This is a genomic window from Phytohabitans sp. LJ34, from assembly GCF_052068095.1.
Lineage (GTDB): Bacteria > Actinomycetota > Actinomycetes > Mycobacteriales > Micromonosporaceae > Phytohabitans.
Genome location: NZ_JBQHDG010000004.1, coordinates 24,272 through 41,375 on the forward strand (window position 1 = coordinate 24,272; position 17,104 = coordinate 41,375).

Consider the following 17,104-nt stretch of genomic DNA (forward strand, 5'->3'; position numbering starts at 1 on the left):
GACCGCCGTGCGCCCCGCACGGCAACGGACAGGCCGGCCGCCGTGCCGGCCCTGTTCCGTGCGAGCGGACCCACCACCGACGCCGCGGACATGCTGTTGGCCGGCCAAGGCGTTTGCCGCGACTACGCGCACCTTGTCGCGACCCTGTGCCGCGCGATCGGCGTGCCAGCCCGAGTAGCCGCCGTCTACGCAGCCGGCCTCGACCCGATGGGCTTCCACCTGGTCACCGAGACCGCACTCGACGGCCGCTGGTGGGTATGGCACCCTCGAACCGGTCGAGCAGACGATCACCGCCACCACCGCCGGCGACCTACCACCCGACGACTACACCTCGCCGGTCGCACTGCCCACCTGAACTTTCTCGGACTTCTACGGCCGCCACCACCGGCAGCGAGCACTTCGGCCCGGGCACATGGGACACTCAAGCACTGTGATACCTCGATGGCTGATCGTCGCACCCGCCCTCATCCTGGTGACCGCGCTGTGTGGATGTGCCGCAGGTGACGAGGGCTCATCTGCCAGCAAGGCCACAGCGTCATCGAGCGCGGTGGCAACGCCGGCCACGGCCGCCGCGACGACCCCGGCCTTACCGAGCGAATCGTCGTCGACCTCCACCGACGCCGCTGGCCAGCAGATGTGTGACTCGTTGAAGGCGATCGAGGCGGCCGGCGGGGCGACCCCGGCGGACCTGGCCGCCGCGGGCGAGGTCGGCACGCAGTCATCCAACCCCGACATCAGCCGGCAGGCGCAGCTGCTGGCCGCGTACGCGGCGGCGGCCGCAGTGGGAAATCAGGCGGGCGACCTGCGCGGAATGGTTCAGGACCTGCTGGCGGCGTGCCGAGAAGGCGGCTACATATAGCTTGCGCGCAAGCCGTACCCCGAGAGCGTCACGGCGGTGAAGCCGCGCATTAGGGTGGTCCGGATGAGACCTGTGACTGTCGTCGTTTCGTTGCCCGTCGCGGATGTCGAGAAGTCGCTGCGCTTCTATCGCGACGGTCTACAACTAACAAACCCCGAGATTGACGAGGGGATGATCGCGTTCGAGCTGCCGAACCTGTCGCTGTTCCTGATCGAGCGGTCTGAGTACGCGACGTACACCGACCGCGCCGGTGTCCCGCCGGTCGACGCCGCCACGCCGGGGGCGTGTGTCTTCTCGTGCGCGATCGGCAGCAAAGAGGAAGTGGACGACATCCTCACGCGCGCCGGGGTAGCCGGGGGTTCGGTCCCTGGGCCGGCAGCGGACCATGACGGCTCGTACATGGGCTACTTCAGCGACCCCGACGGGCACGTCTGGGAGCTGGTCTTCAACGCCCGCACCGAGGCCGCCGCGCGCTAGGTCGGGCTGCTTGGGCTGGTGCCGTTCGCGCTCGGTGTCCGCGCTTTGGTCACCGCCTTCCGTGCCCGCGGTGACGGGCAGGACGCCTCGCCTGTGGTGGCGACCGGGCTGGTGTCGGTGGCCGGGTGACCATCGCCAACTGCGTTGACAACCTGCCCGGCTGAACCCGCCCGGTCAGGTCCGTCAATGTAACAGAATGGTAACAGCGACTTTCGTTGATGCGTGTGACCGGTCACACTACTTGCTGGCATCTCGCATCGGATGCCGTTGGGCGCCGGGCAGCCCACGCCATGATTCCGCACGCGCATGCGGCTGACGCTGCTCAAAACCCACGGAGGTAGCTCCCCCATGAGACCGATACGTCGAAAACTCCTCGCCACCGCCGCGCTGGCGGTACTGCTGGCGTCGGCACTGCCAGGCGGCGTGGCCAGTGCCGCACCGTCCCAGCTGACCGTCGACCTGGCGGCGAACACCGGCGCCTTGCGGTACGGCGCGACGGGATTCCTGTACGGCCTCGGTGACGAAGGCATCCCGAACGAGACGATGCTGTCCGCGATCAAGCCGCAGGTCGCCGCGCAGAAGGCGCCGGACGGCCTACAGCACCCGAACGGGGACGCCCTGCGGGTGGCGCCGATGTTCAAGCGGGCCGGCGGCCGCCAGATCGAGATCTACATGCAGGACATCTATCCGAACTGGCCGTACGACAACCTGGGTATCAACGACTACCTGTCCAAGGTGGACACGATCGCCCGCAAGGTGGTGGCCGACCCCAACCGCGGCTTCTTCGTGTACGTGCCGTTCAACGAACCCGACTGGATCTGGTACTCCGGCCAGCTCCAGGGCCGGTTCCTGACCGACTGGCGCACCGTGTACCAGCGGATCAAGTCCATCGACCCGAGCGCTCGCATCGCCGGGCCGGGCTTCGCCAGCTACCGTTCGGCGGACCTGCGCGCGTTCCTCACGTTCGCGCGGAACAACAACGTCCTGCCGGACGTGGCGACGTGGCACGAGTTGGGCAACGACTTCTTCGCCAACTGGAACAACCACTACAACGACTTCCGGGCGATCGAAAGCAGCCTGGGGATCAGCCCGCGGCCGATCACCATCGACGAGTACGCGCGGCAGAACGGTGACCTTGGCGTGCCCGGCAACCTGGTGCAGTACGTGGCCAAGTTCGAGGCCAGCAAGGTCGACGCGTGCCTGGCCTACTGGACCACCGCCGGCGGCCTCAACGACCTGGTCACCCGCAACAACCAGGCGACCGGCGGCTGGTGGCTGTACAAGTGGTACGGCGAGCTGACCGGCAACACAGTGGCCGTCACGCCGCCCTCGATCGGGGGCTCGCTGCAAGGGCTGGCCGCGGTGGACCCGGCCAAGCAGCAGGCCCGCGTCGTCTTCGGCGGCAACAACCCGCCATCCGGCAGCTACGACACGAACGTCGTGGTCCGCGGCCTGGGCTCGGCGCCGTTCCTCGGCGGCACCGTGCACGCGACCGTGTGGGGTGTGGACTCGTCCGGCCTGAACCCGTCGTCCGGACCGTTCGTCGTGGCCGAGGGCGACTACACCGCCAGCGGCGGCCAGGTGACGATCCCGCTGACCGGGCTGCGTGGCTCCGCCGCCTACCAGGTGATCCTCACTCCGAACAAGGACCTGTCCACTGTGGGCGGCGCGTCTCGGTACCAGGCCGAGTACGCGCGCCTGGACGGTGGTGCCCGCGTCACCTACGGCGGCAACACCGGCTACTCCGGCACCTACTTCGTCGAGGGCTACGGTGCCAGCACCAGTGCCAGCACCAAGTTCGTCGTCACGGTGCCCTCGGACGGCTACTACAACCTGGGCCTGCGGTACTCGGCCGGTCTGCTCTCCGGCGCCCCGGCCAACCGGTCGATCCGGTTGCGGCTCAACGGATCGGACCTGACCGACCTCACGCTGCCCGGCACCGCCGACTGGAACAGCTGGAACACGGTGACCACGAAGGTGTTCCTGCCCGCCGGCATCAGCCGCGTCGAGGCCAACGCGTACGCCGGAGACGACCGCGACGCCGTCAACCTCGACTACGTCGACGTCACCGCGACCACCGGCACGGTCACCTCGTACGAGGCCGAGGCGAGCGGCAACACGCTGTCCGGCACCGCCGCCCGGGGCAGCAACACCGGCGCCTCTGGTGGCCAGCACGTGGGGTTCGTCGGCGCGGGCGCCGGCAACACCTTGCGGTTCAACAACGTCACCGTGCCGACCGCGGGCCGGTACCGGATGGTGGTCGCGTACGCCAACGCCGAGGTCGTCGGCAACCACCAGTACAACAACAACATCGTCGACCGAGGCGCGGACATCAGTGTCAACGGCGGCGCTTCGCGGCGGGTCTACTTCCGCAACACGTTGAGCTGGACCACTTTCAGGACCACCGTCATCGACGTGGACCTGGCGGCCGGCGCCAACACCATCACATTCGGCAACGCCACGAGCGGCTACGCCCCGGACCTCGACCTGATCCGCGTCGCCGCCCCCATCGGCTGATGCGGGCCGGCAGCGCCAGCCAGATCACCGAGTTCGACAGATGGATGTTCCGCGACTTCTGGCGCCACCTCAAGAGCCGCTACGGCCGATAACCCAAACCGCTGGTCCCGGGCGTTTCCCCCCGCCCGGGACCAGCACCCGTCCCAACGCCGCTCAGGCGGCGGTGTGCGCGGGTCGCCCGTTCACCGGATGGAGAGGGCGTGGCGGAAGACGCCGCGCGGGTCCCAGCGGGCCTTCACCGCGCGGAGGCGGGCGTAGTTGTCTTTGTAGTAGAGGGTCTGCCACGTGACGCCGGAGGTGTTCCACGCGGGGTCGGCGAGGTCGGCGTCGGGATAGTTGATGAAGGAGCCGTCGTTTGTCGCGCCGGGTACCGGTACGCCGCCGGTGTCCGCGTACATGTCCCGGTAGAACTCGCGCAGCCAGCCCACGTGCAGGGCGTCGCCGGCCGCGTCGGGCCAGGCGGCCAGGTAGAAGAGCTTGAGGATCGAGTCGCGCTGGGCCGCCGCAGTGGCGTCGGGCGCTGTCGCGTTGACCTGCCCGCCGTACGAGTTGAGGCTGACCGTGCCGCTGAACAGCCCCGGGACGTCGCTGGTCAGGTGCTGGTACACGACGTCGACCTGCCGGTCGGTGAAGGCCCGGCGCAGGTACGCGGCCTTGCACTTCAGCCGCCACCGGCCCGGGTCCTCGCCAGGCCCGCGCAGCGCGGCGGCCAGCCACGGCATCCGCTCCTGGGAGCGCGCGGACGGCGGGGCGAACCCGTCGGCGAGCGCGCTGACATGCTCGTCCAGCAGCCGCTCGGCGTTTTCGCCGGCGACCTGACCGAGCATCATGTGCCGGCCGAACGGGCGCCGGAAGAGCAGCAGCTCGCTGTAGAGGCCGGCGTACGGCGATCCGGGCGCGCTGTGCCGCTCGAACCACCGGCCATGGTTGCGCACCAGCCGGGCGAACGCCTCCGGGCCGAGCCCGTCCCACGACCACTCCATCGAGAACGTCAGCACCGAGGCCGGCGGGCGGGGCAGCAGCCGCTCGGGGTCGCTGCCACGCGCGCCGGGAGAGCGGAACCAGTAGCGGGTGACCACGCCGAAGTTGCCGCCACCGCCGCCGGTGTGCGCCCACCACAGGTCGCGGTGCGGGTCGTCGGGCTCGCGGGTCGCGACCACGCTGCGCGCGGTGCCGTCCCGGCTCACGACGACGACCTCGACCGCGTACAGGTGGTCGACGACCAGGCCGAGGAGGCGGCACAGCGGACCGTACCCACCGCCCTGGACGTGCCCGCCGGCGCCGACCTCGGGGCAGTAGCCGCCCGGGATCGTCACGCCCCAGCCGAGGAAGAGCCGCCGGTACACCTCACCGAGCGTCGCGCCCGCCTCGACCGCGAACGCGCGCCGGTGCGGGTCGTAGTACACGCCGGTCATGCCGGACAGGTCGAGCACCACCCGGACCCGCGGGCTGTCGACGAAGTCCTCGAAGCAGTGGCCGCCGCTGCGTACGGCGATCCGCTTGCCGGCCCGTACCGCGTCTTGCACCGCGCGCACCACCTGCGCGGTCGAGCCGAGCACGTGTACCCGCTCGGGGTTGCCCAAAAAGCGGAGGTTGTAGCGGCGCCGGACCAGGTCGGGGTAGCGCGGGTCGCCGGGCGGGACGACCGCCGGGCCGAAGGGCGCCGGCTGTTCCGCCGGGGCGGCGCCGGCGGCTCCAGAGTGGACGGTGACTCCGGCCGCGGCCGCGATGGCCGTGGTGCGCAAGAGGTTTCGTCGCGTGGGCGTGGACATGGGTGCGTCTCCTCCGCGTGGACGTCGCTGTCCGAACGACGCTACGGACGCCCGCGCGGCATGGACATCCGGCAGCCTGGAGGGACCGGAGTGGGGCTGGCACTACCCCTCGCGGTAGTCGAGCTCGTGGCGGGCATGGGCGAGGGTCAGCTCGCCCTGTAGGACGAGGACCGCCCGCACCGGCTCGGTGACCTTTTTCGGCCGGCCAGCTCCGTAAACGCTGGCCGGCCGAAGACGCCCACCACCTGGCTATCGCCGGGCTGCCTCGAAGGGAGCGCGGTCGAACAGGAACCGGCTGTAGGTGATCTTGTTGTCTTTGACGGTGACACATTCGGCGCCTGGCGCGTTCGGCACCGGTACGGTCGTCGTGTCGTACATGACCAGTGCGGTCTGCTCGTCGCCGAACGCGGCGATCATCCTGGCGTCGAGGAGGATCCGCACGAACGGCGCCATGAACGCGCGGTACGCTTCGGCGCCCTCGATGCGGCCGGCCGGCGCGTCGCAGACGATGTCCTCGGCTATGTAGGACATGGCGCGGTCCAGATCCTTGGTCGTCCACGCTTCGTGGTAGGCGAGCGCGATCTGTAGGGCGGTGCTGTTCTCGGTCACGGTATCTCCTTCTCGTACGTCCTTCCGTTCGTTCAGACACCACCGAAGGCCTGGGCGGAACGCTCCCGCGGAAAGCATGGCAAGATCTTTTCGTGGGCCGGAACCTGCTGGAGCGCGCCCAGGCCGGTGACCAGGACGCGTTCCGTGACCTCACCGAGCCGCACCGGCGTGAGCTGCAACTGCACTGCTACCGCATCCTCGGCTCGCTGACCGACGCCGAGGACCTGCTACAGGAGACGCTGATCGCGGCGTGGCGCGGGCTGCCCCGTTTCGAGGGACGGGCCTCGCTGCGTGGCTGGCTCTACCGGATCGCGACCAACCGCTGCCTCAACGCGTTGCGCGACGCGGGCCGCCGGGTTCCGGCCGAGCCGGTGCCGCCGTTCACGCCGCCGGAGCCGAGCCGGCGCGGCGAGGTCACCTGGCTCCAGCCCTACCCGGACGACCTGCTGGAGCAGTTGCCGGAGCCGGCACCGGGCCCCGAGGCGCGGTACGAGACGCGCGAGGCGGTCGAGCTAGCGTTCGTCGTCGCCCTCCAGCGGATGCCGCCACGCCAGGCCGCGACCCTCGTCCTGCGCGACGTGCTCGGCTACCCGAGCACTGAGGTCGCCACCATGCTCGGTACCACCGAGACCGCCGTGAAAGGCGCGCTCCAACGGGCCCGCGCCGCGCTCGACGGGCGCCGCACCGCCGGTCAGCCGGCGCTGTCCGCGCCCGGGTCGAGCGACGAGCGGCAGCTGGTCCGCCGCTTCGCCGAGGCGTTTACCGCGGCGGACGTCGACCGGGTCGTCGCCCTCCTGACCGACGACGCGTGGTTGAGTATGCCGCCGGCGCCGCACGAGTATCACGGCATCCCCGCGATCGCCGACTTCCTCCGGACCAGCATGGCGTACCCCGGTAACCGGCGAACCGTTTTGGTGCCGGCCCGCGCCAACACCCAGCCGGCTTTCGGCGTCTACCACGCCGAGTCCGATCAGGTGCCGGCCGGCTCGGGAGGGCTGATCGTGCTCACTCTGACCGGTGGTCGGATTCGAGCCGTCACCCGCTTCCACACCAACCACCTGATGCCACGCTTTGGCTTGCCGGAAAAGGTGGGATAGCGGGCGAGCCCCGCCTTGGCCAGCTCTTGGCGTGCGATGCCGCGGTCGACCGTGCGGGTTCCTGCCACGGGCCGATGGCCAGCACGGGCCCCAAAACTATCGGCCGCTTCCTGAAACTACCGGTTGAAAATCTTGTGACTTTCTGCCAGCCTGAAAGACGTCTATCACTGTGAACGCTAACATGATCTTGTAGTTTGCCGGAGGCGCCTCACGCGACCAATCAGGCCCAGCCGCCCGCCAGGTGACCCACGTCCCCCACCTGGAGAGCCCAGCGCCCACCACCACCTCGGCGGTCGATCAAGCCTGTTTACCAGGCCCTATACCCGCTGGTCAGGCAGGCTAAAGCGACACGCCGACGGGCGGATGTGTGACACGAATCCCGGCCCGGTCTGGCCGCCAACTGAGCGGGCCCACCACCCGAACAGCGACAGCGATTTTCCTATCCCACGCTGGAGGATCCGCATGATTTCCCGAACACGTCCCACCAGACGCACCCGACTACGAGCGCTCTCCCTCTCCGGAACTGCTGCGATAGTTGCGGTCCTTGCCGTCTCGTTGCTGCCCAATCTCGCCCAGGCGGCCGAGACGACCCTCGGTGCGGCCGCGGCCCAGTCCGGCCGGTACTTCGGTGCCGCCGTCGCGGGTGGAAAGCTCGGCGACAGCGCGTACACCACGATCCTGAACCGCGAGTTCAACAGCGTCACCGCCGAAAACGAGATGAAGATCGACGCGACCGAGCCGCAGCAGAACAACTTCACCTTCGGCAACGCGGACCGGATCGTCAACCACGCGATCAGCCGGGGCTGGAAGGTGCGCGGGCACACGTTGGCCTGGCACTCGCAGCAGCCTGGCTGGATGCAGAACATGTCCGGCACCACGCTGCGCAACGCGATGCTCAACCACGTCACCCGGGTGGCCACCTACTACCGAGGCAAGATCGACTCCTGGGATGTGGTAAACGAGGCGTACGCCGACGGTGACAGCGGCGGGCGGCGTGACTCGAACCTTCAGCGCACGGGTAACGACTGGATCGAGGCCGCGTTCCGGGCCGCGGACGCGGCGGACCCGAACGCGAAGCTCTGCTACAACGACTACAACACCGACAACTGGACCTGGGCGAAGACCCAGGCGGTCTACAACATGGTGCGCGATTTCAAGCAGCGCGGCGTGCCGATCGACTGTGTCGGGTTCCAGTCGCACTTCAACGCCAACTCGCCGTACAACAGCAACTACCGCACCACGTTGTCCAGCTTCGCCGCCCTCGGGGTGGACGTGCAGATCACCGAACTGGACATCGAGGGCTCCGGCACCACGCAGGCCAACACGTACCGCAACGTGGTCAACGACTGCCTGGCGGTGGCCCGCTGCAACGGCATCACCGTGTGGGGCGTGCGGGACTGCGACTCGTGGCGCTCCGGCGGCACTCCGCTGCTGTTCGAGTGCAACGGCAACAAGAAGGCCGCCTACAACTCCACACTGGACGCGCTGAACAGCGTGGGCCCCACGCCCACCACGTCGGCGCCGACGCCGACCGTCTCACCCACCACACCACCGAGTTCTGCCTCCGAGATCGTCGGCACGCAGTCGGGCCGGTGCGTCGACGTAACCAACGCCTCACAGACCAACGGCACCCGGGTACAGCTCTACGACTGCAACAAGCAGTCCAACCAGTCCTGGACGTACACGTCCGGCAAGCAACTACGGGTGTACAGCAACATGTGTCTGGACGCGGCGGGTTCCGGCAACGGCGCGGCGGTCCAGATCTACACCTGCCACAGTCAGACCAACCAGCAGTGGAACATCAACGCCAACGGCACCATCAGCGGTGTCCAATCCGGACGGTGCCTCGATGTCTGGAGCACCGCCAACGGAGCACAGATCCAGCTGTACGACTGCCACGGACAAACCAACCAGCAATTCAGGCTCGTCTCCCTCGGCGGTCCCAGCCAACCGCCGCCCACGACGACACCGACGCCGACGCCGACCGGCGGTATGTGCTCTCTGCCGTCGTCGTACCGCTGGACCTCGACGGGTGCGCTGGCGCAGCCGAGGTCGGGCTGGGTCTCGCTCAAGGACTTCACCTACGCCCCGTACAACGGCCAGCATCTGGTCTACGCGACGACGCACGACACGGGAACGACCTGGGGCTCGATGAACTTCAGCCTCTTCTCGAACTGGAACCAGATGGGCTCGGCCACCCAGAACGCGATGTCTTCGGCGACCGTCGCGCCTTCACTGTTCTACTTCGCCCCCAGGAACATCTGGGTGCTGGCCTACCAGTGGGGTGGACCCGCGTTCTCGTACCGCACTTCGAGCAACCCCACCAACGCCAACGGTTGGTCGTCGCCGCAGACGCTGTTCACCGGAAGCATCTCCGACTCCAGCACCGGCCCCATCGACCAAGCCCTCATCGGTGACGACCAGAACATGTACCTCTTCTTCGCCGGCGACAACGGCCGCATCTACCGGGCCAGCATGCCCATCGGGAACTTCCCGGGCAGCTTCGGCTCGAACTACACGACGATCATGACCGACTCGACGAACAACCTGTTCGAAGGCGTGCAGGTCTACAAGCTTCAGGGCCAGAACCGGTACCTGATGCTCGTCGAGGCGATCGGCTCCCAGGGTCGCTACTTCCGCTCGTTCACGGCCACCAGCCTGGGCGGTACGTGGACGCCGCAAGCCACCAGTGAAAGCAACCCCTTCGCCGGCAAGGCCAACAGCGGCGCCACCTGGACCAACGACATCAGCCACGGCGAACTCATCCGCACCAACGCCGACCAGACCATGACTGTCGACCCGTGCAACCTTCAGCTGCTCTACCAGGGACGGTCCCCCAACTCCGGCGGCGACTACGGCCTCCTGCCCTACCGCCCCGGGCTGCTCACCCTCCAGCGCTAACGCCGTCCAAAAATCCCTGAACAGGGACGGACGGAAAACGGGCGGGCTCGGCACAACGCCGGGCCCGCCCGCGTCACGCGACCACCCTGGTGGCACCGTTGAACGACGCGGGTGTTAGCACCTGAGCATCCCCTGGAGTTGTGGAAGGCGGCGGAACAGGACGGGGAGGCCGCGCACGCCGTTGCGCACGGACTCGTGCGACAGCGCGAGGTCGGGGCCGGTGCTGGCCTCGACGCCGGCGAGGCAGCGGAGGATGTTCCATCTCGTGTGCCCCAGCCAGCCGCCGATCATGAACACGAACCAACTTGGACCCCACGGCGGCAGCGCTCCGCCCGCTGCGACGTAGCCGTCGAGGACCGAGCGGAAGATGGCGGGCTGGATGTCGTCGAAGCCAGGCCCCTTCGCGAGGCTCAGCGCGGTCGAGCCGAGCTCGCTGGACACGTCGAGCATCCCCGAGAGCTCCCAGTCGAGCACCACCGGCCGACCGTGTCGAGAGAGCAGGTTCCACGGTTGGATGTCCTTGTGGGTCAACACGACGGGGCCCGGTCGCTCGCAGGTGTCGACGAAGTGGGCGATCGCGAGGAACGTCTCGACCTGGGCGGTAAGTTCGTCGGCCCACGGCTGCCCGGTCGCCGTCGCCCGCTCGGCGAGCTCGGGCCAGTCCCGTGACGCCGGTTCCTCGGTCGAGACGCCGGTCCACGCGACGTCGAGCGCGTGGATGCGCGCGAGAATCTCGCCGATCTCGAACGCGTACGCCGCCGGCACCGGTTCTTCGGGCACCTTCTCACCCTCGACCCACCGGTGGACCAGCGTGTCGTGACTGGCCGAGATCGGCTCCGGCATCGGGATTCCAGCGGCGAAGGCCGCCCGCTCGAACCTGAACACGTCTTCGACGCCATAGGTCCACCGGCGATCGAGGAGGTTCAACTCCTTCACCGCGAACGACCCCTGCTCGGTGTCGAGCCGGTACATCCGGTTGGCGAACCCGCCGTGGACACGGATCATCGGACCGATCGGCGCGCCGAGATGTGAAAGCTCCACCCCACGCAATCTAGGACTGGCAGTTCGTCGACGCACCCGCTTTCCGGCGTTCCCGATCCCGGGCGGCCTCTGTGGCAAGAAGGCCGCCCGGTACGGCGACCGGTCAGTAGTGGGGCGCGCAGTACGGGTTGGACGCAAGACATGTCCAGCCGAACTCGAGGGTCAGACTGGCGCCCGCCTTGACTCCGGACCACTCCTGGAAGTCGGTGGGATCGCCCGAGTAGCCCAAGCCGAAGGCGGGGTTGGTCAAGGTTTGTTCGTCGCTGATGCTCCCGCCGGCTGAGCCGCTGATACCGATGGGGCCGGCGGAGGCTCCGACTTCGAGCGTCAGCCCGAAGCCCGCCGCACCGTCCAGGTTTTCCGCGTCCTGGATGAGCTTCACCGAGTTACCCAGCCCTACGCCGGCTCCCACGCCAGGACCGAACTTGACGGCGTTGAGAACGAGGTCTGGCTCGGCCGCGGATGTGCACTGCTCGAATCCTCCGGCGACGTAGAAGCCTTGCGCGGACACCGCCGAACAGGTCACCTTGAGCCAGGTGTGGTGCGTCATCTGCGGCGTCGGCTTGGGTCGGCGGCTCTCCCGGTAAGCCGCGCACTCGAAGCTGTTCGTGCCCGGAAGGTCTACCAGACCGCACTTGGGCGCGGGCGGCTGGTACTGCTTGTATCCCTGGTTGCGCAGACCCTTGCACCAGATACCCACCTCCGTCATGAGGAAGGCCGCGCTGCTTCCACAAACCGGTGCCTGGGTCCGGGTGGGGCCGCGGCCGACCTCGAACTCGCCGCGGCTGGCCCGAACGGGTGCGTAGTACTGCGGAGCCCAGCCGCCCGATGCCTGGCAGGAGCCGTAGCCGTCCGGGCAGCTTCGCGTGAAAGTCCGTGGTGTGGCCGGTGTTGCCGGCTTGTTCTTGCCGGCCGGGCCCTTGCCGTTGCGGCAGTCGCCGTCCGGGCACGAGTGGCTGAGCCCGGTCGGGTCGCTCAGGGTGACCGGGCTGTTGTTGGCGTACGAGTACGCCTGCATCTGCTGCGGATCGGCGAGGTTCATCAGCGGGTCGACGCTGATGAACCGGCCGATGCCGGGGTCGTACTCGCGGGCGCCGAGGTGGGTGAGTCCCGCGTCGGCGTCGAGTGTGCCGCCGACGAAGCCCTTCTCCGTGGGCCAGCTCACCGCCGTGCCACGCGCCACGCCGAACGGCGTCTGCCGGCGCTGCGTCACCGCTTGGCTGGCGCTGTCCACGGTCAGCTGGGCGGTGCCCTGGTGGTCGCCGACGAGCCACCGCACGCCGGCCGCGGTCCGGACCGCTACCGTGGCGGAGCCGTACCTGTAGTACCGGGTGGCGGTCTTCTTGCCGGTGGCCGCGTCCAGCCGGAGCTCCTGCCCCGCCAGGTACAGCGTCCGCCCGGTCGGGTCGCGGCGGATCAGCCGGTCGCCCTCCGCGTCGTATCCGAACTCGGTCGACTTGTCGCCGCCGGTGACCTTCGCCAGCTTGCCCTCGGCGTCCCAGGTCAGGTCCTGCCCCGGCCGCTTCACGGTGTTGCCGGTGGCGTCGTACGCGTACTCGTCGGTCTTCGTGCCGGCCGGGCCGGCCGTGGTGACCGCGGTGAGGTCGTGCGCGCCGGCGGCCGAGTACGCGTACCGCCGGACCGTGTCGCCGCCCGGCGCGTGCTGGGTCTCGGTGAGCCGGTTGCCCACGGCGTCGTAGGTGAACGACTGCCAGTACGACACCGGTCCGCCGAGGTCGCCGACCGCCGGATCGGCGGCGCAGCTCCCCGCGGGCGTCCACGCGTGGGTGAGGCGCCGCACGTGGTCGTACCGGAAGCACTGCCGGTCTGCCGGACCGTCCGGCGGAGTGTCGGCGATGGACAGTACGTTGCCGGCCGGGTCGTATCCGTAGTGCACGTCGGCCTGCACCGGCTTGGGCAGTTCGGCGTCCACAATGGTCCGGCTCAGGCGGCGGGTGCTGTCCTCGTAGTAGAGCGACAGCCACACCCGCTTTCCGGTGTCGCCGAGCTGGAGGCGCGCCAGCTCGCCGTATCGGGTGTACTGCGTGCCGGTCACGTACGAGGCGGTGCCGGCCTGGTCGAGCCCGCCGGACATGGTGCGCGGCGCGCCCAGGTCGTCGTACTCGAAGCTGACCGTCTCCTTGGGAAGGTCGCCGACCGCCGGCAGCGTGACGCCGTACGGGCTGCCGTCCGGGTTGTAGCTGTAGTAGGTGGTGTAGGAGCCGGCGAGTGTCTGCTCCGCCTCCGGGACCGCCACCGTCACCCCGGTGGGCTGGTAGAGCGGCGTGTAACCGGCGATCGTGCGGGTGTACGCCGCGCCGTCCAGGTACCGGACGGACGAGGCGAGCCGGCCCTTGCCCTTCGTCGCGGTGTCGTAACTCCACCCGGCCAGCACCGTGTCTCCCCGCTTCACGACGGTGCGGCGGCCGAGGGCGTCGTGCTCGTGGGTCAGCTTGACGTCTCGGGCGTCGGTCATCGCGACGAGCTGGCCCGCGGCGTCGTACTCCATCGTGGACACACCCTTGTCGGGGTCGTCCGCCCGGGTCTGGTTGCCGCGCACGTCGTACCCGTATCGCCAGGTGTTGCCGCCCGGGTCGGTGACCGTGGCGAGCTGGCCGGCCGGGGTGTAGGTGTACTTCGTCGCGTCGTACCCGCCCGACGGTGTGCCACCGTGGTACTGGCGCAGCTCGACCGTCTGCCCCCGGGCGTCGGTGATCGTGGTGGCGGCCGTGCCGCCGGCCGGCGGGGTGACGTGCACCCGGTCGCCGCCGTACGCGGTCGTCGTGCGCCACCGTTCGGCGCCGCCGCTCTGGTAGATCCGCGCGACCGCGCGGCCCGCGCCGTCGAACCGTGTCGTGGTCAGGCCCGGCACCTCGGTGTCGCTGGCCACCCAGAGGGCGTCGTCCGGCACGGCGTCGTTGAAGTACGGCTGAGTGGCCTTGTAGGCACGGCCCTGCGAGTCGTAGCGGGTGTCGGTCAGCAGCCGGCCGCCGCCGCTGGCCGGCCGTTGCGTCTGCCGCGGTCGCAGCAGGCCGTCGTAGATCTCCTTGCTGGTGACGTAGTTTCCGTTCGGCCCGAGCCTGCGGGTGGTGACCACCGACGGCGCGTCGTCGCGGATCAGGTACGCGAATTTCGCGCTGCCCTCGTAGTCGACCCCGTCGACGACGCGCGGCCGGGTGGGCAGCCATACCTCCACGGTCCGGCCGAGCGGGTCGTAGGCGGTCTCCGTCTTGCGCTTGTTGGCGTCGACGACGGTGGTCGGCTGCCCCCACGCGGGCGCGAGTGTCGTGGTCGTCGCGTGGCCCAAGGCGTTGGTGGTGACCGTCTGGGTGACCGGCCCGCCGGTCGCCGGGACGTACGCCGTCTTCGTCGCACGGCCGAGCGCGTCGCCCGCCTCGACGACCCGTCCGTGCACGTCGTACTTCGCCGTGGACGTCGTGACGTACTTCTTGTCGTCCGAAATGGACTCGGTCCGCGTCACGTTTCCAGCGACCGGTGCCACTTCGACGGCCTGGCCGTCGTAGGCGGAGCGGACGTCGGCGATGGTGTCCTTCGGGAACGAGGCCTCCGCGCCGCAGCCGACCGCGACCGTCTCGACACGGTACGGGAAGCTCAGCAGCCACCTGTCCGCGTTGCGCGCGTACCAGACGCGGGTGCACCTGTCGTCCGCCGGCGTCGCGGTGTCGCCGAGGTCGTTGGTGCGGGTCAGCAGGCCACGGTCGTCGTATGTGGACTCGGTGCGGGTGCCGCGCCAGCCACCGGCGGCCAGCGCGACGTACGACTGGCTCGCGCCGGTGCGGACCAGGTACGCCTTCAGCGCACCGCGGGTCGCCGTCGGCCCCTGCCAGGACGGCTCGTCGATCGTCTTGCTCACCACCCGATCGGTGTCCCCGTCGTACACGACCGATTCGAGCTGGACACCCCGCAGCCAGTCCTCGTCGGTGCGGGCCTCCCCCTCGCTCGGCTGGACGGTCACCGCCCGGGTGCCCGACGGCAGCTTGTCGCCGTGCATGCCGCGGTAGAACCGTTGCTCGGTCTTGCCGATCGGGCCGCTCGGGTCACCGGGCTTGCCGGTACGCACCACGACCCGCCCGAAACCGCGGAACTCGTTCCAGGTGCGCTTGTCGTCCTTGGTGAACTCGGACGTGTCGTGGTGCCAGGCCGCGCCGCCGAGGTACTCGTAGCTCGTCACCTGCTCGCTGAACGTGCTCAGCCGGTCGGACTGGGTCACGCTCTCCACCACGTACTTGTGGAAGTAGTCGGTGCGCTCCGCGTGGTCCTTCTTGGCCCAGATCGCCGGGAAGCAACGCAGCGTGTTCGACTCCGGCTTGGCCGGCATCGTGCCGCCGGCGACGCACTCCGGGCTGGCGTACTTGACTGACAGCACACCACCGGACTCCGACACCACACCCGTGATCCGGTACCGGTTGAGCGGTGCGTATCCGTCCACCTTGTACACCCGGTTGGCGAGCTTGGTGCCCTCGAAGCGTACGGCCGGCAGCGGCGCGGTGCCGCCCACGTGGCCGGTGTGGGTGATGCCGGCGAGCCAGAGGCCGGCCTTTTCCCCGTCGCCCGGGTCGGGAAACTTGTGGTCCAGCGTCCAGGAGTCCACGTCGGTGAAGGCGCCGCCCGAGCCCCGCACCTGTGCGGTGATCTTCGCCAGCCGCTTGGTGTTCCAGAACGTGGGCGAGTACTTGCCCGGGCAGGTGGCCGCCTCGCACCGGGCGTCGAGCGGCACGTCCGGCCAGTTGTCCTTCTTGCTCAGGACGCAGTCGCTGCCGGGCACGCAGCGGTCGGCCACCGTGAACTCGACCCGCCCGGTCGCCGGCTGGCCGTCCCGCACGCCGTACTCGACATGCCGCAGCGTGCCACCGCGCACATAGGACACCGCCGCGTCCTTGAGGTTCGCACCGTACGAGTTCGTCTCCCGCTCGTACCCGTAGAGGATCTGGTTGCCGTGCCGGTCCACCACCTTGTCGACGTTCCACCGCCAGCCCTGCACGCACCGCGAGGTGTCGAACGTGGCACCGTGGCACGGCTCGCGGTCGTCGTCGCCGTACACCGGCACCGTCCAGGTCGACTGCGCGTCCGCCCGCGATCCGAAGAAGTACTGCGTGCCGTCGGTCGTAGTGATCTTCCAGTACTCGCCGTCGTCGTCGCCGTTACCGGCGCCCGTCAGGCGCTCGATCCGCGAGCCGTCGTCGCCCTGCGCCCGCCATTTCCCGTCGCCGTCACAACAGATCAGCAGCCCGCCGCCGCCGGAGTAGGACGCCACCGCGTTGTCGCTGCGCCAACACAGGTCGCCCCGGCCGTTGCCGGCGTCGTCGGCGCACCCGCCGTAGACCCGCTCCACGAACCCCGGCGACAGGTCCCAGCCCTCACCGACCCAGGACGCCTGGTTGTTGGTGGCGCTGGTGCGCCCGTCCACGGCCGACGACGCGTACGACAACGCCAGGTCCGGCTCGAGCCCACCCGGCGCCGGTGGCACGCGCAACGGGTACGACCAGCTGAAGTCACCCGTCTGCGCGGACACCTGCCAGGTCGACGACGGCGCCAACGGCGTCGCCGTGGGATTTCCGGCGCCCTCCAGCGTGGACCCGCTGGCCAGCTGGTCGCCGTCCAACGCGTTGTCGCTGGCCTGGTCCGCCGGGCGGGAGGTCATGTCCTGCCGCTCGAGCGGAGTCGATCGAAGGTCCGGCAGCGGGACGGACGGTCCGGCGGCGGCCTCGGCGGCGGTCCGCTCCACCGCGAGGTCGGCCGTGACGATCAGGACGGCCGCCAGCACAGCGGACAGGACGCGACGCGTCGCCATACGTGCTCCCACGAGACTC

Annotated in this window: 10 protein-coding genes; 6 read left to right on the forward strand and 4 right to left on the reverse strand. The window is 69.4% G+C overall.

The features are described from left to right. Positions 1-42 precede the first annotated feature (42 nt). The 4 genes from ACTMTJ_RS07810 to ACTMTJ_RS07825 all read left to right on the forward strand — a co-directional run bounded on the left by ACTMTJ_RS07810 (position 43) and on the right by ACTMTJ_RS07825 (position 3,853). The gene (locus ACTMTJ_RS07810) at positions 43-504 is read left to right on the forward strand and encodes a transglutaminase-like domain-containing protein (protein ID WP_441215454.1); all 462 of its coding nucleotides are present in this window, start codon (positions 43-45) and stop codon (positions 502-504) included. Positions 505-547: 43 nt separating this feature from the next. Then, entirely contained in the window at positions 548-859 is a 312-nt protein-coding gene (locus ACTMTJ_RS07815; protein ID WP_441215455.1) for a hypothetical protein, read from the forward strand. 63 nt (positions 860-922) lie between these two features. Next, positions 923-1,336 carry a VOC family protein gene (locus ACTMTJ_RS07820; protein ID WP_441215456.1) on the forward strand — a complete coding sequence of 138 codons (414 nt, stop codon included), beginning with the start codon at positions 923-925 and terminating at the stop codon, positions 1,334-1,336. Positions 1,337-1,684: 348 nt separating this feature from the next. Further along, positions 1,685-3,853, forward strand: coding sequence for a CBM35 domain-containing protein (locus tag ACTMTJ_RS07825; protein ID WP_441215457.1), 2,169 nt, complete (start codon positions 1,685-1,687; stop codon positions 3,851-3,853). 182 nt (positions 3,854-4,035) lie between these two features. Here the strand turns inward: ACTMTJ_RS07825 and ACTMTJ_RS07830 are convergent, their stop codons facing one another. Both ACTMTJ_RS07830 and ACTMTJ_RS07835 read right to left on the reverse strand, forming a co-directional pair. Then, a complete protein-coding gene (locus ACTMTJ_RS07830; RefSeq protein ID WP_441215458.1) occupies positions 4,036-5,625 on the reverse strand; it encodes an FAD-binding protein in 1,590 nt (529 codons plus the stop codon). A 249-nt stretch (positions 5,626-5,874) separates the two neighbouring features. Beyond that, positions 5,875-6,234 (reverse strand): nuclear transport factor 2 family protein, encoded by a 360-nt coding sequence (locus tag ACTMTJ_RS07835; protein WP_441215459.1) that lies wholly within the window; start codon positions 6,232-6,234, stop codon positions 5,875-5,877. Positions 6,235-6,326: 92 nt separating this feature from the next. On the opposite strand from ACTMTJ_RS07835, the gene ACTMTJ_RS07840 reads away from it, so the two are divergent. Next, positions 6,327-7,331 carry an RNA polymerase subunit sigma-70 gene (locus ACTMTJ_RS07840; RefSeq protein WP_441215460.1) on the forward strand — a complete coding sequence of 335 codons (1,005 nt, stop codon included), beginning with the start codon at positions 6,327-6,329 and terminating at the stop codon, positions 7,329-7,331. A gap of 462 nt (positions 7,332-7,793) precedes the next feature. Continuing rightward, positions 7,794-10,232 (forward strand): non-reducing end alpha-L-arabinofuranosidase family hydrolase, encoded by a 2,439-nt coding sequence (locus ACTMTJ_RS07845; RefSeq protein ID WP_441215461.1) that lies wholly within the window; start codon positions 7,794-7,796, stop codon positions 10,230-10,232. Positions 10,233-10,346: 114 nt separating this feature from the next. Here the strand turns inward: ACTMTJ_RS07845 and ACTMTJ_RS07850 are convergent, their stop codons facing one another. Both ACTMTJ_RS07850 and ACTMTJ_RS07855 read right to left on the reverse strand, forming a co-directional pair. Next, positions 10,347-11,273, reverse strand: a complete 927-nt coding sequence (locus tag ACTMTJ_RS07850) for a phosphotransferase family protein (protein WP_441215462.1) — start codon at positions 11,271-11,273, stop codon at positions 10,347-10,349. Between the two features lie 103 nt (positions 11,274-11,376). Further along, complete coding sequence (locus ACTMTJ_RS07855; RefSeq protein ID WP_441215463.1) at positions 11,377-17,085, reverse strand: RHS repeat-associated core domain-containing protein; 5,709 nt, start codon at positions 17,083-17,085, stop codon at positions 11,377-11,379. Positions 17,086-17,104: the final 19 nt, after the last annotated feature.

Bases quoted from the DNA above. Each gene is read 5' to 3' on its own strand.
- ACTMTJ_RS07820 (WP_441215456.1), top strand. From the start codon at position 923: ATGAGACCTGTGACTGTCGTCGTTTCGTTGCCCGTCGCGGATGTCGAG.
- ACTMTJ_RS07825 (WP_441215457.1), top strand. From the start codon at position 1,685: ATGAGACCGATACGTCGAAAACTCCTCGCCACCGCCGCGCTGGCGGTA.
- ACTMTJ_RS07830 (WP_441215458.1), bottom strand. From the start codon at position 5,625: ATGTCCACGCCCACGCGACGAAACCTCTTGCGCACCACGGCCATCGCG.
- ACTMTJ_RS07845 (WP_441215461.1), top strand. From the start codon at position 7,794: ATGATTTCCCGAACACGTCCCACCAGACGCACCCGACTACGAGCGCTC.
- ACTMTJ_RS07855 (WP_441215463.1), bottom strand. From the start codon at position 17,085: ATGGCGACGCGTCGCGTCCTGTCCGCTGTGCTGGCGGCCGTCCTGATC.